Source organism: Bacillus sp. 41-22 (genome assembly GCF_025809295.1).
Taxonomy (GTDB): domain Bacteria; phylum Bacillota; class Bacilli; order Bacillales; family Bacillaceae_G; genus Bacillus_A; species Bacillus_A mycoides.
The window spans coordinates 3,764,006-3,785,071 of record NZ_CP084035.1; the positions used below are offsets into that span (position 1 = coordinate 3,764,006).

General features: G+C 38.1%; 19 protein-coding genes and 1 other annotated feature (1 of these 20 running past the window's edge). Of the genes, 3 read left to right on the plus strand and 16 right to left on the minus strand.

The genetic code is table 11. From position 1 onward, the window contains the following. The first annotated feature begins 109 nt into the window (after window positions 1–109). Window positions 110–1,180 carry a M24 family metallopeptidase gene (locus LCF45_RS19100; protein ID WP_263893212.1) on the plus strand — a complete coding sequence of 357 codons (1,071 nt, stop codon included), beginning with the start codon at window positions 110–112 and terminating at the stop codon, window positions 1,178–1,180. Window positions 1,181–1,344: 164 nt separating this feature from the next. On the opposite strand, the gene LCF45_RS19105 is transcribed toward LCF45_RS19100, so the two are convergent. Both LCF45_RS19105 and LCF45_RS19110 read right to left on the minus strand, forming a co-directional pair. Further along, window positions 1,345–1,701: a YoqO family protein gene (locus LCF45_RS19105; RefSeq protein WP_078206264.1), complete on the minus strand. Its 357-nt coding sequence runs from the start codon at window positions 1,699–1,701 to the stop codon at window positions 1,345–1,347. A gap of 15 nt (window positions 1,702–1,716) precedes the next feature. Next, window positions 1,717–2,148 carry a YoqO family protein gene (locus LCF45_RS19110; RefSeq protein ID WP_254841782.1) on the minus strand — a complete coding sequence of 144 codons (432 nt, stop codon included), beginning with the start codon at window positions 2,146–2,148 and terminating at the stop codon, window positions 1,717–1,719. A gap of 101 nt (window positions 2,149–2,249) precedes the next feature. Here LCF45_RS19110 and LCF45_RS19115 point away from each other — a divergent pair, with 101 nt between their 5' ends. Both LCF45_RS19115 and LCF45_RS19120 read left to right on the plus strand, forming a co-directional pair. Further along, a complete protein-coding gene (locus LCF45_RS19115; RefSeq protein WP_033731203.1) occupies window positions 2,250–3,635 on the plus strand; it encodes a membrane protein in 1,386 nt (461 codons plus the stop codon). Window positions 3,636–3,801: 166 nt separating this feature from the next. Further along, window positions 3,802–4,056, plus strand: coding sequence for a YbeF family protein (locus tag LCF45_RS19120; protein WP_002033769.1), 255 nt, complete (start codon window positions 3,802–3,804; stop codon window positions 4,054–4,056). Between the two features lie 116 nt (window positions 4,057–4,172). On the opposite strand, the gene pyrE is transcribed toward LCF45_RS19120, so the two are convergent. From pyrE to ileS2, 14 genes are all read right to left on the minus strand, one after another. Beyond that, window positions 4,173–4,805 carry an orotate phosphoribosyltransferase gene (gene pyrE / locus LCF45_RS19125; protein WP_012261599.1) on the minus strand — a complete coding sequence of 211 codons (633 nt, stop codon included), beginning with the start codon at window positions 4,803–4,805 and terminating at the stop codon, window positions 4,173–4,175. Then, window positions 4,802–5,518 carry an orotidine-5'-phosphate decarboxylase gene (pyrF, locus tag LCF45_RS19130; RefSeq protein WP_000083510.1) on the minus strand — a complete coding sequence of 239 codons (717 nt, stop codon included), beginning with the start codon at window positions 5,516–5,518 and terminating at the stop codon, window positions 4,802–4,804. Before pyrF ends, pyrE begins: the two co-directional genes overlap by 4 nt. Then, complete coding sequence (gene pyrD / locus LCF45_RS19135; protein WP_002088238.1) at window positions 5,503–6,432, minus strand: dihydroorotate oxidase B catalytic subunit; 930 nt, start codon at window positions 6,430–6,432, stop codon at window positions 5,503–5,505. Before pyrD ends, pyrF begins: the two co-directional genes overlap by 16 nt. Continuing rightward, window positions 6,429–7,208: a dihydroorotate oxidase B electron transfer subunit gene (gene pyrK, locus LCF45_RS19140; RefSeq protein WP_002088239.1), complete on the minus strand. Its 780-nt coding sequence runs from the start codon at window positions 7,206–7,208 to the stop codon at window positions 6,429–6,431. The genes pyrD and pyrK overlap by 4 nt, the downstream gene beginning before the upstream one ends. Further along, window positions 7,205–10,423 (minus strand): carbamoyl-phosphate synthase large subunit, encoded by a 3,219-nt coding sequence (gene carB, locus LCF45_RS19145; RefSeq protein WP_002128845.1) that lies wholly within the window; start codon window positions 10,421–10,423, stop codon window positions 7,205–7,207. The genes pyrK and carB overlap by 4 nt, the downstream gene beginning before the upstream one ends. After that, window positions 10,408–11,505: a carbamoyl phosphate synthase small subunit gene (locus LCF45_RS19150; protein WP_002111416.1), complete on the minus strand. Its 1,098-nt coding sequence runs from the start codon at window positions 11,503–11,505 to the stop codon at window positions 10,408–10,410. Before LCF45_RS19150 ends, carB begins: the two co-directional genes overlap by 16 nt. Then, window positions 11,502–12,788, minus strand: coding sequence for a dihydroorotase (pyrC, locus tag LCF45_RS19155; RefSeq protein WP_002088243.1), 1,287 nt, complete (start codon window positions 12,786–12,788; stop codon window positions 11,502–11,504). The genes LCF45_RS19150 and pyrC overlap by 4 nt, the downstream gene beginning before the upstream one ends. Then, window positions 12,772–13,686 carry an aspartate carbamoyltransferase gene (gene pyrB / locus LCF45_RS19160; protein ID WP_002128846.1) on the minus strand — a complete coding sequence of 305 codons (915 nt, stop codon included), beginning with the start codon at window positions 13,684–13,686 and terminating at the stop codon, window positions 12,772–12,774. The genes pyrC and pyrB overlap by 17 nt, the downstream gene beginning before the upstream one ends. A gap of 147 nt (window positions 13,687–13,833) precedes the next feature. Further along, the gene (uraA, locus tag LCF45_RS19165; protein ID WP_002014712.1) at window positions 13,834–15,126 is read right to left on the minus strand and encodes a uracil permease; all 1,293 of its coding nucleotides are present in this window, start codon (window positions 15,124–15,126) and stop codon (window positions 13,834–13,836) included. Between the two features lie 146 nt (window positions 15,127–15,272). Continuing rightward, window positions 15,273–15,815, minus strand: coding sequence for a bifunctional pyrimidine operon transcriptional regulator/uracil phosphoribosyltransferase (gene pyrR, locus LCF45_RS19170; RefSeq protein WP_001156489.1), 543 nt, complete (start codon window positions 15,813–15,815; stop codon window positions 15,273–15,275). Window positions 15,816–16,019: 204 nt separating this feature from the next. Continuing rightward, a complete protein-coding gene (locus LCF45_RS19175) occupies window positions 16,020–16,928 on the minus strand; it encodes an RluA family pseudouridine synthase (protein ID WP_002128848.1) in 909 nt (302 codons plus the stop codon). Window positions 16,929–16,932: 4 nt separating this feature from the next. Next, the gene (gene lspA / locus LCF45_RS19180; protein ID WP_002128849.1) at window positions 16,933–17,391 is read right to left on the minus strand and encodes a lipoprotein signal peptidase LspA; all 459 of its coding nucleotides are present in this window, start codon (window positions 17,389–17,391) and stop codon (window positions 16,933–16,935) included. Window positions 17,392–17,516: 125 nt separating this feature from the next. Then, the gene (locus tag LCF45_RS19185; RefSeq protein ID WP_002014715.1) at window positions 17,517–17,846 is read right to left on the minus strand and encodes a TraR/DksA C4-type zinc finger protein; all 330 of its coding nucleotides are present in this window, start codon (window positions 17,844–17,846) and stop codon (window positions 17,517–17,519) included. 158 nt (window positions 17,847–18,004) lie between these two features. Further along, window positions 18,005–20,770 (minus strand): isoleucine--tRNA ligase, encoded by a 2,766-nt coding sequence (gene ileS2 / locus LCF45_RS19190; RefSeq protein WP_002128852.1) that lies wholly within the window; start codon window positions 20,768–20,770, stop codon window positions 18,005–18,007. A gap of 72 nt (window positions 20,771–20,842) precedes the next feature. Further along, window positions 20,843–21,066 (minus strand) — a binding site (T-box leader); it runs 1 nt beyond the window's last position.

The window sequence follows — 21,066 nt, forward strand, 5'->3', positions numbered from 1 at the left end:
TTACTTTACTTTACCTTCCCTTATATATATTCCCCACTATCCTTTCTCTAAAGTTATCTTTTGGCACGCTATTTGCTTTATTCAATACTGTGAAAAGGGGGAAATTAACATGAATTTAAGAATTACTAAAATCCAAAATCAACTACAAAAATATGAAATTGACGGATTACTTATTACCAAAAAAGAAAATCGCCAATATGCAACAGGCTTTACAGGTAGCGCTGGCGTCGTCTTAATCTCTGCGGATAAAGCGGTTTTTATAACTGATTTTCGCTATGTAGATCAAGCGAAATCACAAATAAAAGAAGCTGAAATTATTATGCATAAAGGAAATCTAGAAAAAGAAATCGCAAATCAAGTATCGAAATTAAACATTCAAAAACTTGGAATTGAAGAAAATAACATGACATTACAACAATATAAAAACTTACAAAAATACATACATGCGGAAATGGTGCAAGTGTGCGAAATCATCGAAGATATTCGCATTATTAAAGACACACCTGAAATAGAAACAATGAAAATTGCGGCTAATATTGCTGACGAATCATTTCACCACATCCTTACGTTTCTAAAGCCAGGAATAAGTGAGACTGATGTCCGAGATGAATTAGAATTTTTCATGCGAAAGAAAGGAGCTACATCCTCATCATTTCAAATTATTGTAGCTTCTGGCGTTCGCTCTTCACTTCCTCATGGCGTTGCATCGAATAAAATAATCGAGCACGGCGATATCGTTACCTTAGATTTCGGTGCACTTTATAACGGGTATTGTTCCGATTTAACACGTACTGTAGCGATTGGCGAACCATCGGAAGAATTCAAAAATATATATAATGTTGTATTAGAAGCATTAAAGCGTGGAACTGCAGCCATTAAACCTGGAGAAACGGCGAAAAGTATCGATGATATAACGAGAGATTACATTACAGAACATGGATACGGTCAATATTTCGGCCACTCTACTGGTCATGGGCTTGGGTTAGAAATTCATGAACCTCTCCGTCTATCCCAAGAAAGTAAGGCTACTTTAGAAGAAGGTATGGTTGTTACAGTTGAACCAGGTATTTATATACCAAACTGGGGCGGGTGTAGAATTGAAGATGATATTGTCATCACAAAAGAGGGCTATGAGGTTATTACAAAAGCGAATAGAGAATTAATTGTTATCCCTTGTTAAAAGTCATGAACTTTTTAACAGGAGTTTTTTCATAACTACTTTAAGTGGTTTCACGTATTTGAAGATGAGATCAACCATCGCGGACAAATTCGTTTAATTAAAAAGATGCAAAAAGCTCATTCAGTAAAGTAAGAAAATGCCACCGAATAAGGTGGCATTTTCTTTTATTCATTAACGAATAACTTTTCGTTTACTTTTTTAGCCACTACCGCTACCGATATTAAATATAGCAATTTCGCAATAAATAACCACCCTTGAAACATTACAATTCCATCTATTACCTCATTTCCTTTCAATAACAAAAACGGAATCGTGCTAATTATAATGACAAACTCGATGCTGAAAACAATTTTCTTTTTTCGACTATATGCTTTCCATTCATCCCAGCGATACATAGGAGCAAAAATCAATACTCCTATACATAATATTACTGGTACCCATTCACTTTTAAGAAATTGCCCCGAAATAACTGATAATATTAAACAACCGAGCACACCATAATACCCTATTTTCTCTCTCATTCGTACTCCCCCATTCTACTTCTCCTTTAATATGTAACTTGCTATTCTTATCATGACTCTTAGAAAAATAACGACTACAATTACAAGATAAAGACCTTTCGCAGAAGACATCCAATCTTGAAAAATAGACATTTTCTCCATTTGCTTTTGGCCCTCTATTAAAATAACCCCTACGACAAATGAACAAACAACAATGATACCTATCATAATTCCAATACTTTTCTTACCATGTTGTTTCATGTCATCCCAACGATATAACAGTATAAAAACAAACCCGAGAACAGGTATGATACTTATCCATTCATTGTTTGTAAGCAGATTTAAAATGATTAATAGACTACAAGATATGATAAATCCCCAAAATCCAATTTCTTTGCGCATAAGCCCTCTTTTAATTCCATTTTTAGGATTAATTGTATTGTAACATCCATTTATTGTTCTTACCATTACAGTACATGAAATTTCACTTTTTTTCTTTTTCCTATACTCACATACTTTCACTGCTTCCATACAATGAACTACACGAATGCCTAAAGGATGTGAATGTTATGGGAGTTGAATTAACGCTTTTACATGCTCTCTATATTCTTTGTTTACTCACTATTATTACCTTTTTTATTTTTAGAAAAGATACGACGATCATTTGTATCGTTTTTATCTTTTTATTAGCATTAACCGCTACAAGTTCTATCCCTCTTGCCATTAGTGGTATCTTTCAAAGTTTCATTTACGCCATTACCGAACTATTACCAACTATATTAATCATCTCCATTATCGTATCAATGAGCAACCTACTCGTTCATACCGGCATAAATGATACGATGATTTCACCATTTACAAAGATGATTCGTACACCTGCACATGCCTACTGGATTATCGGTCTTTTAATGATGACAATTTCCTTTTTCTTTTGGCCTTCTCCAGCTGTCGCCTTAATGGGGGCCATTTTATTACCAGTCGCTGTACGCGTCGGCCTTCCGCCAATTGGAGTCGCAATCGCTATGAACTTATTCGGACACGGCATCGCCTTATCTGGTGACTTCGTTATTCAAGGTGCACCGAAATTAACTGCAGATGCTGCTGGTCTTCCTGTTTCCAGCGTTGTTTCAGCCAGTGTTCCCCTCGTTATCGTTATGGGTATTGTGACAACTTCCGTCGCATTTTTCTTCTTACGAAAAGAATTTCATACAGGCTTATCTATACAAGAATCTATTCCATCAACTGAGTCTTCTAAAACGCTCACTTCATTATCTCCTCAGACAAAAAAATGGCTCGCTATTTGTATTCCGATCGTATATGCCATAGATATTCTTTGCATGATTCAATTTAAACTACAAGGAAGCGATGCAACTGCACTTATCGGCGGGACGACTGTTATTATGATTATCATTATTTCTCTCATCGCCTACAAAGGTAATGGACTGAATAAAACGACCGATTATTTTATAGAAGGGCTCCAATTTGGATTTAAAATCTTTGGTCCAGTTATCCCAATTGCTGCACTCTTTTATTTAGGAGATAGCGGCTTTGTGAAAATTATCGGGGACTATTTACCGAAAGGTTCACATGGAATCATTAACGACTTAGGAATCGCCTTATCTCAAATTGTTCCTTTAAACCAATATGTATCGGCAGGAACATTAACTATCGTTGGTGTCATAACAGGCTTAGATGGATCTGGCTTTTCCGGTATATCACTTACTGGTTCGATTGCCAATCTTTTCGGAACAGCACTTGGGCATGGAACAGCTACATTAACAGCACTTGGGCAAATTGCAGCAATCTGGACTGGCGGTGGCACTTTAATTCCTTGGGCGCTTATTCCTGCCGCTGCCATATGCAAAGTAGATCCTTTTGAACTTGCGCGCCGAAACTTTTTACCAGTTGTGATTGGCTTAATCGTCACCACGATCGTTGCGATGTTTATTCTATAGCGTAAGCGAGTATTCTCTTGCTTACGTTTTTCATTGTGAAATCAATCATTTATTACTGACTTTCAAAAGGGATTATGTATATGTTAGCGAAGTTATATTAGGAGAGTATTTATTTCAAAACGTTTACGAGAAACAGATTACTTCAATTAGAAAAGGGGACATAACTATGAATGAATTGATTTTTGTCTTATTAATTTGTCCATTACTTATCTTTATCGTTTCTGTTATTGGAACACGTAGAACGAGAACGTACTATGTAATGCCAATTGTAACGTTTGCTAGTTTTTTAATAGTAGGTGCTATCGCCTTCCCTCCAAAGTTTTTCTTTTGGGTCGGTATGTATAGTATCTTCTCATTTATTATTTCTTATATGACTCTATTGTTTGTGAGAGGATATGAAGTTGCAGAAAACAATAAGTAGTTATTAGTGAGGAGATTGTACTATGATTTTCTTTGATATCGATGGAACTTTACATAAAATTTTAGCAATGATATAAAAAAGACGACCGCGTTCCCCCGCGGTCGTCTTTTTTCGTGTTACGCTGTAATCCAAGCTTCATTTGCTGGATTTTTACGCCACTCTTGTAATTTTTTCGTTTCAGCTTGTCCGATCATACCTTTTTCTGCTGCAACTTCAGTTAATGCACTGTAATCACTTAAAGAATATGATGCTACGTTTGCTGCTTCTAGTTTCTCTTTTCCTGACTCAAGCTCGTATGTGAAGATTGATACGATTCCTAATACTTCACAGCCAGCTTCGCGAAGTGCTTCTACACATGTAATTGCACTACCGCCAGTTGAAATTAAGTCTTCTACTACTACTACTTTTTGACCTTTTTCAGCTTTTCCTTCGATTTGGTTCCCTTTACCGTGACCTTTTGCTTTACTACGCACGTAGCACATTGGTAAATCCATACGATCGCTTACCCATGCAGCGTGCGCAATACCAGCAGTTGCTGTTCCTGCAATAACTTCTACAGTTGAGAAGTGCTCTTTAATTAACTCTTCTAATCCAGCTGCAATCGCTTGGCGTACTTTTGGATAAGATAAAGTTAAACGATTATCACAATAAATTGGTGATTTTATACCAGAAGACCAAGTAAATGGGTCATTCGGTTGTAAAAATACTGCTCCAATTTCTAATAAATGCGATGCGATTTCTTTTTTCATACTGTTACACCTTCCCACTGTTGTTTTACTGTTTTATACGCTTCAAGCGGATTTTCTGCTTTTGTAATACTACGTCCAACTACGATGTAGCTTGAACCAAGTTCCCTCGCACGTTTCGGTGTTGCTACGCGCACTTGGTCATTTACATCATCGCTTGCAAGACGAATCCCCGGTGTTACTGTTACAAATTCATTTCCGCATACTTCACGTAATTTTGGTACTTCAAGTGTTGAACAAACAACTCCATCAAGTCCACTTTCTTTCGTTAATTTTGCATAATGAGCAACCGCTTCTTCTAACGTTTTCTCAATGCCAATCTCTTTTTTCATCATAGCTTCCGAAGTGCTTGTTAATTGTGTAACTGCAATACAAATCGGTCTCTCTTTTCCTTCTTGCTTACCTTCCTCTAATCCCTCAATCGCAGCTTTCATCATACTGCTTCCCCCAGCAGCATGAACATTTACCATATCTACATCTAGACTAGCTAGGCTACGCATAGCGCTTTTTACCGTATTCGGAATATCATGAAGTTTTAAATCTAGGAAGATTTTATGTCCTTTTTCTTTTAAGTACGTAATAATTGCAGGACCTTCTTTGTAAAACAACTCCATACCAACTTTGACAAATAACTCTTCCCCTTCAAAGTGGTGTAAGAATTGTTCTACCTCTTGTTTCCCTGGAAAATCTAGTGCAACGATTAACGACTGTGACATGTTTGCTTCCAGCTCCTTCCTTGACATTCCGAAATATGATCAAATCCTAATTCATCTAGTAATGCTGGTAATTCTTCAATAATTGTCGGACATACGAACGGATCGATAAAGTTCGCCGTTCCAACTGCGACCGCGCTTGCGCCCGCATAGAAGAATTCAATTACATCTTCCGCTGTTTCAATACCACCCATTCCGATGATCGGAATGTTAACCGCTTGACTTACTTCATGTACCATACGAATTGCTACTGGCTTAATCGCAGGCCCTGATAGTCCGCCCGTACGGTTTGCTAAAATTGGTTTTGCAGTTTTTAAATCTAGACGCATACCAAGCAATGTATTAATCATCGTTAAACCGTCCGCACCCGCATTTTCAATTGCTTTTGCAATTTCCACAATGTTTGCCACGTTCGGTGACAATTTCACATATACCGGTACTTCAGAAACCTCTTTTACTCGCTTCGTTAAATCAGCAGCAATTTCAGGATTTGTACCAAAAGCGATACCACCCGTTTTTACGTTTGGACAAGAAATATTTAATTCTAGCGCATGAACATTAGGTGCCTTTGAAATCGCCTTCGCAACCGCTACGTAATCCTCAGCTTGTGAACCCGCAACGTTTGCAATAATCGGAAGATCAAATTGCTCGAGAAAAGGTAATTCAGAATTCATTACCTTTTCTAATCCAGGATTTTGAAGCCCGATTGCATTTAGCATTCCGCCTGGTGTTTCAGCAACACGAGGCGTTGGGTTTCCATAACGAGGTTGTTCTGTTGTCGCTTTAATCATAATTGATCCAAGTACACTTAAATCATAGAACTGTGCATACTCACGACCAAATCCGAAGCAACCAGATGCTGGGATGATTGGATTTTTTAATGATAACCCTGGTAATTCAACTTGCAATCTGTTCATAGTACAACCTCCCCGATTGGAAATACTGGTCCGTCGCTACACACCTTCTTGTAAGAATGCCCACTCGGATCTGCTTGCAAATGGCATACACATGCGAAACATGCTCCAATACCACAGCCCATACGTTCTTCTAATGAAATGTAGGCTTTTCTCTCCTTATAGCGTCCTTCTAATGCACGAAGCATCGCTAAAGGTCCACATGAGTAGAGAATGTCAAAGTCAATTCCATAGCTATCGATTACATCTGTTACAAACCCTTTTGTACCATGTGTACCATCAACTGTTGCAACATACGTATCACCAAGTTCTGCGAATTTCTCTTCATAGAAGACAACATCTTTCGTTTGGAAACCTAAGATGTGAATAACGCGTACTCCTTTTGCTACAAGACGCTGTGACAATTCATATAGTGGTGGTACACCAATTCCCCCACCGACTAATAGAGCCGTTTGTCCAGATTCCGCTTCTTCTACAGGAAATCCATGACCAAGTGGTCCTAACACATCTACAAGTTCACCTTGTTTTCTTTTCGCTAATGTTTTTGTCCCTTGTCCTTCCGCACGATATAGCATTGTAAATTCGTTCTTGTCTTGATCGACATTACAAATACTAATTGGGCGGCGCAGAAGGGGCGTAATGCCCTCTGCTACCTTAATGTGTACAAACTGCCCTGGATCGTTCATTTGCTGCACTAAATCCCCTTGAAGCACTAATTCGTAAATGTTTTTTGCGATTTCTTTTTGGTTAACGACGATCATATTTTGCTTTTGCATCATGCATGTACCACCTCGTGACGCTTCGTTTGCGTAATTTCTTTCATTGAATGAGCTGAGAATGTCATAGATTCTAATACTCTCAAGATTGCTCTCGTTGTATCAAGTGATGTTAAGCAAGCCACACCATTTTCTACTGATTCACGGCGAATGCGGAAACCATCACGCGCTGGTTGTTTTCCTTTTGTTAATGTATTGATTACAAACTGAGCTTTCCCTTGACGGATAATATCAAGTAAGTTGTAGTCTTCAGAATCAATTTTGTTTACAACTTGCACCGGAATGTTTTGTTCTGTTAGCGATTGTGCTGTTCCTGCTGTTGCTAATAAGTTATAGCCGATTTCATGGAAGCGTTTTGCAATTTCCAGCGCTTCTTCTTTATCTTTATCCGCTACAGTGATGATTACTGATCCGTGCGTTGGAATGTTAATTCCTGAAGCAACAAGTCCTTTATATAATGCTTTTTCAAGCGTTAAATCTTTACCCATTACTTCCCCTGTTGATTTCATTTCAGGCCCTAATGTTGTATCAACTGAGCGTAGTTTCGCAAATGAGAATACCGGTGCTTTTACATACACTTCCTTCTCTTCTGGGTGATAGCCAGTTCCATATCCTTGTTCTACAAGGTTTTGACCTAAAATAACTTTCGTTGCGATATTTGCCATCGGTACGCCTGTAATTTTACTTAAGAATGGTACTGTACGGCTCGCACGTGGATTTACTTCAATTACATACACTTCATCTTTGAATACTACAAACTGAATGTTTAGTAATCCAACAATGTTTAAACCTTTTCCAAGCCCAATTGTATGTTCAATAATTTGTTCTTTTAGTTTTTCAGATAAGCTCTGTGGTGGATATACTCCAATTGAATCCCCAGAGTGAACTCCAGCGCGTTCGATATGTTCCATAATACCTGGAATGAATACATTCTCACCGTCTGAAATTGCATCTACTTCAATTTCTTTACCAACCATATAACGGTCGATTAATACTGGGTGATCTGCGTGAACTTTAACCGCATTTTTCATGTAGTGCAGTAATTCTTCTTGACGATATACGATTTCCATCGCACGTCCACCTAGTACGTAAGATGGTCTTACTAATACTGGGTAACCAATTTTGTCAGCGATCGCTACTGCTTGCTCTACAGTCGTTGCTGTTTTACCAACTGGTTGCGGGATACCAAGCTTTGTTAAAGCTGCTTCAAACTTATCACGATCTTCTGCACGGTCTAAATCTTCAAGTGATGTTCCTAAGATTTTTACACCGTGTGCTTCTAATTTAGCCGCTAAGTTAATTGCCGTTTGTCCACCGAATTGGACGATAACACCTTCTGGCTTTTCTAAATCGATAATGTGCATTACATCTTCGATTGTTAATGGTTCAAAGTATAATTTGTCAGAAATACTGAAGTCTGTTGAAACTGTTTCTGGGTTGTTATTAACAATGATTGCCTCATATCCAGCTTCTTTTATTGCCCATACAGAGTGAACTGTTGCATAATCAAACTCAACACCTTGACCAATACGGATTGGACCAGATCCTAGTACAACTACACTCTTACGATCTGTTACAATCGATTCATTCTCGTCACCATATGTGCTGTAGTAGTATGGTGTTGCAGATTCAAACTCTGCCGCACAAGTATCTACCATCTTATAAACAGGAGTCATATTGCTTTCTTTACGCATATCGTAAATTTCACGCTCTGTTTTGTTCCAAGCATTGGCGATGTAATGGTCACTGAAGCCCATTTCTTTAGCAGATTGTAACACTTCCATATTTCCTACATTCGCTTTTACTTCGCGTTCCATGTTTACGATATTTTCAATTTTTTGTAAGAAGAAGAAGTCCATTTCACACCATTCGTTGATTTCTTCTTTCGTTACACCTTGACGGATTGCTTCTGCTACAACGAACAGACGCTCGTCATCAGCTTTTATAATACGCTTTTTCATCGTTTCTTTATCAAGCTCTTTTAAGTGGTCTAACTCTAGGTGATAAACGCCAAGCTCTAAAGAACGAATCGCTTTTAATAATGATTGTTCTAAGTTACGTCCGATTGACATAACTTCACCAGTTGCCTTCATTTGTGTACCAAGTGTTCTGTTTGCTGATTCAAACTTATCAAATGGCCAACGTGGAATTTTTGAAACAACATAGTCTAATGCTGGCTCGAAGCAAGCATATGTTTTTTGTGTTACTGGGTTTATAATTTCATCTAATGTTAAACCGACTGCAATTTTCGCCGCTAGCTTCGCAATTGGATATCCAGTTGCTTTAGATGCTAGTGCAGACGAACGACTCACACGCGGGTTTACTTCGATTACATAGTATTGGAAGCTATGTGGATCAAGTGCAAGCTGAACGTTACATCCACCTTCAATTCCTAATGCACGAATAATTCTTAATGAAGTGTTTCGTAACATTTGATACTCACGGTCACTTAATGTTTGGCTCGGTGCTACAACGATAGAATCACCTGTGTGAACCCCAACCGGATCGATATTTTCCATGTTACATACTACAATCGCGTTATCATTCGAATCACGCATTACTTCATATTCAATTTCCTTACAACCGGCAATACTCTTTTCTAATAAACATTGTGTTACTGGACTATGTTTTAATCCACCTGATACGATTTCAATTAGTTCTTCTTCATTATTACAGATTCCGCCACCTGTTCCCCCCATTGTAAATGCTGGGCGAACAATAACTGGATAACCAATTTCTTTTACAAATTCATGTGCTTCTTCCAGCGTATGAATAATCGTGCTAGATGGAATTGGTTCATTTAATTCCTGCATTAATGTACGGAATAAATCACGATCCTCGGCTTGCTCGATTGCTGATAATTTTGTTCCTAAAATTTCAACTCCGCACTCTTCAAGTATGCCTGATTTCGCAAGTTCAACAGCCATGTTTAGGCCTGTTTGACCACCTAATGTTGGTAGGAGTGCATCTGGACGTTCTTTACGAATGATACGGCTTACGAATTCTAATGTTAATGGTTCTATATATACTTTATCTGCTGTTGCAGTATCTGTCATAATTGTTGCTGGGTTAGAGTTAACAAGGATTACTTTGTAACCTTCTTCTCTAAGAGATTGACAAGCTTGTGTACCAGAGTAATCAAACTCTGCTGCTTGCCCAATTACAATTGGTCCTGATCCGATTACTAAAATTGTGTTAATGTCTAGGCGTTTTGGCATAACTCTTCCCCTTCTTTCTTGAAGTTTTCAATCATTGCTAAGAAATCTTCGAATAAATCATTTGCATCTTCTGGTCCTGCAGAAGCTTCTGGATGGTATTGCACTGTAAATGCTGGGAACTTCGTATGACGAAGACCTTCTACTGTTCCATCATTTAAAGCAACATGTGTAATTTCCAGTTCTGTATTTCCAACTGATTCTTCTTCTACTGCGTAACCATGGTTTTGAGATGTAATTGCTACTTTTCCAGTTGCAAGATTTTTTACTGGATGATTTAAACCACGGTGACCGAATTTTAACTTACTTGTATTCGCACCAGATGCCAGGGCGAACAATTGATGTCCTAGGCAAATCCCGAATAAAGGAACTTTACCAATAATTTCTTTTAACATTTCAATTGCTTCTGGTACATCTTTTGGGTCCCCAGGTCCATTACTTAACATAATTCCATCTGGGCTAAGGCGTAGAATTTCTTCTGCTGTTGTATTGTAAGGTACAACAATTACATCACAATCACGCTTATTTAATTCTCGTAAAATACCATGTTTCATTCCGAAGTCTACAAGTACAACTCGGTGTCCACGGCCTGGACTTGGATATGGATCTTTTGTTGATACGCGTTTCACATGATCTGTAAAGACAGTTGCTTTCAATTGGCTAACGATGTCCTCTACATCCACATCCATATTGCAAAGACGTCCGCGTAAAGTTCCATATTGACGAATTTTTCTTGTTAATTTTCTCGTATCAATTCCTGCTAATCCTGGGATATTTCTTTCTTTCAAGTAATCATTTAGCGAAATTTCATTACGGAAGTTTGATGGGTGATCACAAATTTCGTTTACGATTAAACCATTTACAGATGGGTGAATTGATTCAAAATCATCACGGTTAATGCCGTAGTTTCCGATTAATGGATACGTAAATGTTACGATTTGACCGCAGTATGATGGATCAGATAAAGTTTCTTGATATCCAGTCATCCCAGTTGTAAATACAACCTCACCTGACTTTTCTATTTCTCCTCCGAAACCTTTTCCAATTAATACTGTTCCATCTTCTAAGATAAGTTGTCTTTTCATACTAATGCACTCTCCTTTTGCCATGCGATCTTACCACCAACGATTGTCATAACCGGCCAACCTTGGCATTTCCAACCTGCGAATGGTGTGTTTTTTCCTTTTGATAAGAATGTTGTTGGATCAATTTCTTCTTCTTGTTCTAAATCGATAATTGTAATATCAGCTGTTCTACCTTCTGTTAGGCGCCCTGCTTCTAAACCGAATGTGTCAGCTGGTTTTTCTGTTAAGAATTGAATCAGTTGCTCTAATGTAATGATTCCTTTTTTCACAAGGTTCGTATATAAAAGCGGGAATGCTGTTTCAAAACCAGTAATTCCGAACGGTGCTCTTTCAATCCCTTGCGCTTTCTCTTCTGCAGTATGCGGTGCATGGTCAGTTGCGATCATATCAATTGTTCCATCTAATAGTCCTTCAATTAACGCTGCATGATCTTCTTTTCCTCGAAGCGGTGGATTCATTTTAAAGTTAGGATCAGCCGATGGGATATCATCTTCACATAATACTAAGTGATGCGGTGTTACTTCTGCTGTCACCTTAATTCCAGCACGTTTCGCGTCACGGATTACACGTACAGATCCTTTTGTACTTACATGACATACGTGGTAGTGACAATTTGCAGCTTCCGCAAGTAAGATGTCCCGGGCAATATGTACGGATTCACATACTGATGGGATACCGTTTAATCCGTGTTTCTCAGAAAACTTCCCTTCATGTACACATCCTTTATTAATAAGTGTGTTCTCTTCACAGTGTGCAACAACTGCCATATTTAATTTCGATGCACGCTTCATTGCAGCTAACATCATGCTTGCATCTTGCACGCCTACGCCATCATCAGTGAAAGCAAACGCTCCAAGTTCTTTTAACGTTTCAAAATCGGTCATTTCAGAACCTGCTTGACGTACTGTAATTGCTCCATATGGTAATACATTTACATGTGCTTTTTCTTTAATACGCTTTTGCAGGTCTTCCATATGTTCTTTACAATCTGGTACTGGGCGTGTGTTTGGCATTGCGCAAATTGTAGTAAATCCACCTTTTGCTGCTGCAAGTGTTCCTGTTTCAATTGTTTCTTTATGTTCACCACCTGGTTCACGAAGATGAACGTGTACATCTACTAATCCAGGTGCGATTAACTTTCCATTTACATCGATTACTTCAGCATTATCTGCCGTAATATTTTCTGCTACCTTCGCAATTTTACCGTCTTGTACGAGAAGATCTGTTGCTACGATTGTTCCTTCTGCATTCATATAACGACCATTTTTAAACAAATAATTCATGTTTCATTCCTCCTAATACATTTGGTAATGCGCGTTTTAGTACAGCCATTCTTACGTAGACCCCGTTTTCCATTTGCTTGAATATGCGTGAGCGTTCACACTCGACAAGTTCACTCGCAATTTCAACATCACGGTTTACAGGGGCTGGATGCATAATAATGCTTCCTTCTTTCATACGTTTTTCTCTTTCAACTGTTAACCCATGTTGCTCGTGATACTCTTTCATAATGTCTGTTTCATAATGGTCATGACGCTCATGTTGTACACGAAGTAACATCATCACATCCACTTCTGGAACAAGTTCATCTAAACTCTTGTACGTTCCAAATGTGTTCTCTTCATCTTTCCACTCTTCTGGGCTTGCAAAGTAAATTGTCGCGCCCAGTTTCGTTAATGCTTCTGCATTAGAACGTGCTACTCGGCTATGACGAACATCCCCAACTATTGCAATCTTCAAACCTTCAAATCTTCCAAACTCTTGTTTAATTGTTAGAAGATCGAGTAGACATTGCGTTGGATGATTTCCACATCCATCTCCAGCGTTCAAGATTGGGATATTCACCTGATCTTTTAATTCATCGAAGTAACGATCTTGCTCATGGCGGATGACTACCGCTTTTGTTCCGATTGATTCTAGTGTTCTTATCGTATCGTATAAAGTTTCTCCTTTTTGTACGCTAGATGCATCTGCGGAAAAGTCTAATACTTCAAGTCCTAATCTCTTCTCAGCAACTTCAAAGCTAAATCTCGTCCTCGTACTATTCTCAAAGAACAAGTTCGCAACAAATGTTTGCTCTGTCGTTTTTCTCTCTTTTCCATTCGCGAAATCTTCTGCGTCTTTTAGGATTTCTGAAATTTCTTGTTCCGATAATTCACTCATCGTTAACAAATGGCTCATCGTCATCCCTCATCTTTCTGTTTTTTATGATAACATCATTGAATTTATATAACAATAACTGTATAAAAATACCCTAGTCTTTGAGACTAGGGTGCGTTAAAGTAGCCACCCTTTTCTATCTCACAGGACTGAATTAAAAGGTTATTTTTATGAAGCAATCTGCTTAGATTGTTTTGTTTTATTTGTTTGTTTTGTCTCTGGTAGTAGTAGATTTAATAGTACACCTACAATTGCTGCTAACGCCATTCCTTCTACTTGGAACGATTCACCTACGTGCAGTACCGCTCCGCCAATACCGATTACTAGTATAACTGATGCAATCATTAAGTTTCGTTTGTCACCTAAGTCTGTTTTATCGTCTACCATCATACGTAAACCACTTGATGCGATTACACCGAAGAGTAAGATTGATACACCACCCATAACTGGTGTTGGAATCGAATGAATCAGTGCTGAAATCTTCCCGATAAATCCAAACATGATTGCGAACACTGCTGAACCGATGAATAAGTATACACTGTATGCTCTCGTAATTGCTAGCACACCGATGTTTTCACCGTACGTTGTATTCGGTGGTCCTCCTATTAGTGATGCGATCAATGTTGCTATCCCATCACCGAAGATTGAACGATGTAAACCTGGTTTTTCAATTAAATCTCTTTTAATAACATTTCCAAGTACAATTTGATGTCCGATATGTTCTGAAATTGTTACAAGTGCAACTGGCACCATTAAGAGTACAATTTTCCATGAAAACTCCGGAGTATATGTTACAAACGGTACTGTGAAGTCTGGTATGACAAACCATTTTGCCTCAGCTACTGGCTTTAAATCTACTAGCCCTTGGAAGTAAGCGAATATATACCCGCCGATGATTCCAAGTAGCACTGGTATGATACTGAAAAATCCTCTCCCGAATATGGAGCAAATGATTGTAATTGCTAATGTTACTAATGCTACTGAAAAGTGTGTAATGCTATACTTACCATCCGCACCGTTCATCGCCATGTTCACTGCTGTATGTGCTAAAGATAAACCGATTACCATTACGACTGGCCCAACTACGATTGGCGGAAGTAATTTCATAATCCATTCTGACCCAGATTTCTTAATTCCGAGTGAGATTAAGATGTAAACAAGTCCCGCAAGCATTCCTCCAAGCATCGCTGCTCCAGGTCCACCTGCTGTTTTCGCTGTAATAATTGGTGCAATAAAGGCGAATGATGATCCTAAATATGCTGGTACTTGACCTTTCGTTATTAGAAGAAACGCTAGCGTTCCTAATCCACTTGATATTAAAGCTACTGATGGATTCAGTCCTGTTAAAAACGGAACAAGCACTGTTGATCCAAACATCGCGAACAAATGTTGTATACTTAATAATAACCATTTTCCCGGTTTCGGTACTTCATGAATGTCTAACACTGGCTTTTGCTCCATTGTTACATCCTCCTTCAGTTTTAATTTTTGCAATAAAAAAACTCTTTGTGCCTGTGCACAAAGAGTCCTACACTTTCGTATGCCAAATTTGACATATGAAAGCCAAGACCCTTTGGCAGCCTCACAGGACTACATTTAAAAGGGCTTTACTTATCGTATATGCTTACTCGATCTTGTTGATCTGTCTCTTGCAAATCAACTTCGATACGCTCTTCACTAGATGTTGGAATGTTCTTTCCTACATAATCAGCGCGAATTGGTAATTCACGATGACCTCTATCAACAAGAACAGCCAATTGGATTTGTGATGGTCTACCTAAATCCATAAGAGCATCCATTGCTGCTCGAACTGTTCTACCTGTATATAACACATCATCCACAAGGATAACTTTTTTCTTCGTAATATCTACAGGAATATCAGAACCTTTTACAAGTGGTTCTTTATGTTTCGATTGTAGTGTTAAATCATCACGATATAACGTAATATCTAACTCTCCTACTTCCATCTCTTTTCCTTCAATTTGACCAATTCGTTCTGCCAAACGTTGTGCAATAAAAATTCCACGTGTTTTTATTCCGACAAGAACACAATTATCGACACCTTTATTTCGTTCCACGATTTCATGACTAATTCGTGTTAAAGCGCGGCGAATCATTTGGTCATCTAAAACGACAGCTTTCTCTTGCATGCTCTACACCTCCAAGCTTTTTTTCTTGCGTGAGAGTAATGGTATAAAAAAAGTCCTCTCAGCGTGTGCGAGAGGACTTTTGAAAAAAGGGTACAACATACCCTAAGTATTTCAAACCGTTACCTTCTCAACCTCACGGGGCTGTGTTAAAGGATCATTATTTAACTGTTGTCAGTATCTCAGTTTTCTTATGATTTGTCAATACTATTTCCGTAAAACATTTAGCGCTTCTTCAAACACTTCTGGAATCGGTGCCTCAAACTCAATATATTCACCAGTACGAGGGTGATCGAAACCTAAAATCCCTGCATGAAGTGCTTGTCCATTCATATCTAATGTTTTCTTCGGACCATACTTTGGATCTCCTGCAAGTGGATAACCAATATATTTCATATGAACACGAATTTGGTGTGTACGTCCCGTTTCTAAGCGGCATTCTACAAGTGTGAAATCCTTAAATCGCTCTAACACTTGGAAATGTGTAACTGCATTCTTACCATTTTCATCAACAGTCATACTTTGACGTTCTTTTTTATCACGACCAATTGGAGCGTCAATTATTCCTTTATCATGTGGAATTACACCATGTACAATCGCTTTATAACGTCTTGTTACCGTTTTTGCTACAAGTTGATTTACAAGTGATTCATGCGCCATATCATTTTTAGCAACCATTAATAATCCAGATGTATCCTTATCAATACGGTGTACTATACCAGGACGCATTACACCGTTAATACCTGATAGGTCTGTACAATGATGCATAAGTCCGTTTACAAGCGTACCCTTCGTATGCCCTGGTGCTGGATGTACTACCATGCCACGCGGCTTATTTACAACTAGTACATCGGCATCTTCATAATAAACTTCTAAATTCATATCTTCCGGTTGAATATCTAACTCTTCTGGCTCGGGAATTGTTACTGTAATTTCATCATTTCCTTTTACTTTATAATTCCCTTTAACTGATTTCCCATTTACTGTCACAACAGCATCTTTAATCCATTGCTGCACTTGTGAACGTGACCATTCACTGTTTATTTCTGCAACGAATTTATCAATTCGCTCGCTTTTTTGTTCTTCTGCAACTGTTACTTGTACTACTTCACTCATTCAATTACTCCTTCGCTTTCTTTCCTTCTAATACTGTTTGAATAATAATTAATACAACTCCAATACATAATGCTGAGTCAGCTATATTGAATACCGGATAGTTGTACGAGAAAATATACACGTGAATGAAATCCACTACTTCTTGTCTAAATACACGATCAATAAAATTGCCAATTGCTCCGCCTAAAATTAGACCTAATGAAATACCTAGAAGCTTGTCCGTTTTCGCATATTTTTTCATATAAAATACGATAAATGCTACGAAAATGACTGTAATAATGTAGAAAAACCACATTTTATTTTCTAAAATACCCCAGGCAGCTCCTCTATTTCGATGAGATGTTATGTATAATACATTATCGATAATCGGAATGCTCGTACCCAATTCCATGTTCTTTACAATTAGCCACTTCGATATTTGATCGATGGCAATGACAAATAACGCTATTACATAATATATCATTTTCATTTCCCCCACAAAGACAGTGTACCTCAAAATTTTAGCATAGCTGCTACCTTTTCACAATGAACCTTTGTAGAAGAATAAAATAAATTAAAAAAAGGTAACATAATATCGTTGTGCGTATTTCATACATTTACCTTTTCATAGAAAAATTCATGAATAGTACGAGCAGTCGGCATTGTTTTCATTTGTTTTGTAGAAATCGCTCTTCCAGTTTCTTCACAAATACCGTACATATCTATTTCCATTTTAAACAATGCACGTTCTACATCTTTTAAATCCTCTTTTATATCATGTAATAGCAATTTTTTCTTTGTCTCTTCCTTTATTTCGTATCCAAGTTCTTGCCCAAATTCCATATAGTATGTGTGCATTACTTCTTTCGCCAATCTATCTTGCAACTCTTTTCTCATCAATTGCAATTCTTCTTTTATTTCCATATAAATTTCATTCACGTGTACATTCCTCCCAGCTGCAATGTACAATTAGTGTGTCCGAAATTTCCACGCTTACCTCACACACATTTTTCCTTCATAGGAAAGAGAGTGAAAGTTATTTCGATATATCATCAACAAAAAACTGACTGCTATTATGAGCAGTCAGCTTTTTTTCATTATTTTACATAATTTTCTTTAACAACCGTTGCACAACGCTCACATAATGTTTCATGTTCTGCATCTTTACCAATTGTTTCTGAAACAACCCAACAACGTTCACACGTCTCACCTGTCGCCTGTGCTACAACTACAGCTGTATGCTCATACTTTGGTGCTTCTGTTGGCGCTTCTTCAATTGTACCACCAAGTTTATACTCAGAGACGATGAATAATTGCTTTAAGTCTTCGCTAATAGACTCTAACATAGCCTTCATTTCTGCAGTCGGATATAGCGTAATGCTCGCATTTAATGACTTACCAATTACTTTCTCATTACGAGCTACTTCTAACGCTTTTAAAACGTCATCACGTAATGTCATAAATGCATCCCATTTTGCTCTTAACGCTTCTGAACCCTCTACTTCTGTAGCTTCTGGCATATTAGTTAACTGTACGCTTTCTTCTTCTGCACCAGGAACATATGGCCATACTTCATCAGCTGTATGAGGTAAGATTGGCGTTACAAGTTTCGTTAATGCAACAAGAACATCATATAATACAGTTTGAATTGCACGACGATCCGCGTGATCTGCACCTTCAATGTATAAAATGTCTTTTGCAAAGTCTAAGTAGAATGAACTTAGATCAATTGTACAGAAGTTGTGAATTGCATGATATACAGCAGCAAAGTCATATGTTTCATATGCATCTTTTACTTTTGTAATTAAGTCATTTAACTTCACTAACATGTAACGATCTACTTCACGAAGTTCAGCTACCGCTACTGTATTTTCACTTGGATTAAAATCATCTAAGTTTCCTAATAAGAAACGGAATGTGTTACGGATTTTACGATACACTTCTGCTACTTGTTTTAAAATATCATCTGAAATACGTACATCAGATTGATAGTCAACAGAAGATACCCATAAGCGTAAAATGTCTCCGCCTAATTGATCCATAATTTTCTTCGGTACGACGATGTTTCCAATCGACTTACTCATTTTACGTCCTTCACCATCTAGTACGAAACCATGGCTTAGTACGCCTTTATATGGAGCTTTACCAGTTACAGCAACTGCTGTTGATAATGAAGAGTTAAACCAACCACGATACTGGTCAGATCCTTCTAAATATAAATCAGCTGGACGTTGTAAGTCTTCGCGCTCTTCTAATACCGCTTGGTGAGAAGAACCTGAATCGAACCATACATCCATGATGTCTGTTTCTTTACGGAATTCACCATTTGGGCTACCTGTATGTGTAAATCCTTCTGGTAATAAATCTTTCGCTTCACGCTCGAACCATACGTTAGAACCGTGCTCACGGAATAAATCTGCTACATGATTAATTGTTTCATCTGTAATAATTGGATCACCATTTTCTGCATAGAATACAGGAATTGGCACACCCCATGCACGCTGACGAGAAATACACCAGTCACCACGGTCACGAACCATATTATGAAGACGAGTTTCTCCCCATGCTGGTACCCATTTTGTTTCCGCAACAGCTTCTAATAATTCTTTACGGAACGCTTCAATAGATGCAAACCACTGCGCTGTCGCACGGAAAATAATTGGTTTTTTCGTTCTCCAATCATGTGGGTATGAATGCGTAATGAATGTTAGTTTCAGTAACGCGCCTACTTCTTCTAATTTTTCCGTAATTGGCTTGTTAGCTTTATCATAGAATAAGCCTTCAAATCCAGGTGCTTCATTTGTTAATACACCTTTATCATCAACTGGGCAAAGTACTTCTAAGCCATACTTTTTACCAACAACGAAGTCATCTTCCCCGTGTCCTGGTGCTGTATGAACACAACCTGTACCTGCATCTGTTGTTACGTGCTCTCCTAGCATAACTAATGAGTCACGATCGTAGAATGGATGTTTTGCAACTGTATACTCAAGTTCGCTACCTTTTACCGTTTTCACAACTTCAGCATTTTCCCACTCTAACGTTTTTGCAACTGTCTCAAATAGTTCAGAAGCGATGATATATTTCTCATCATTTACTTTCACAATAGCATATTCAAGTTCTGGGTGAACAGAAATACCTAAGTTTGCAGGTAACGTCCAAGGCGTTGTTGTCCAAATAATGTATTTCTCATCACCTTCTAATACGTTCTTTCCATCTTTTACAGGGAATGCTACGTAAATAGATGCTGATTTTTTATCTTGATATTCAATTTCAGCTTCTGCTAAAGCTGATTCACTTGTTGGAGACCAGTAAACTGGTTTTTGTCCTTTATAGATATAACCTTTTTTCGCCATGTCACCAAACACTTTAATTTGTTGTGCTTCATAAGCTGGCTCTAAAGTAATATATGGATTATCCCAATCTGCACGTACACCTAAACGCTTAAATTGTTCACGTTGACGTTCCACTTGCTCATATGCATACTCTGCACATAACTTACGGAACTCAGCAACTGTCATTTCTTTACGCTTTACACCTTTATTTGTTAAAGCTTGCTCAATTGGTAAACCGTGTGTATCCCAACCTGGTACATATGGTGCACAGTATCCAGTCATTGATTTAAAACGAACAATAAAGTCTTTTAACACTTTATTTAGTGCGTGTCCCATATGGATGTCACCATTTGCATATGGAGGTCCATCATGTAGTACAAATAAAGGACGGCCTTTCGTATGTTCTTGTACCTTTTCATAAATATTCATTTCAGCCCATTTTTCTTGCATTGCAGGCTCACGTTTCGGTAAATTCCCACGCATCGGGAATTCTGTTTTTGGCATTAGTAATGTATTTTTGTACTCCATGCTCAATTCCTCCTTAAATATATAAACGACAGACCTTAAAAAAGGGAATAAAAAAGAGACCTCTCATCCCCAAAAAGGGACGAGAAAGTCTCCCGCGGTACCACCCTAGTAGACCATATACAAATGCATAAGGTCCTCTTTATATTCTTAACGCGAATATACGCCTACGCTTACTAAATTTGTTCAGCGCGGAACTCCAGGGTGATATTCCCATTATCTCCTTATCCTGAGCTTACACCATCCTCAGTTCGCTATATAAGGTATGAAAAAGGTACTTATCCCTATCTTCGTTTTTC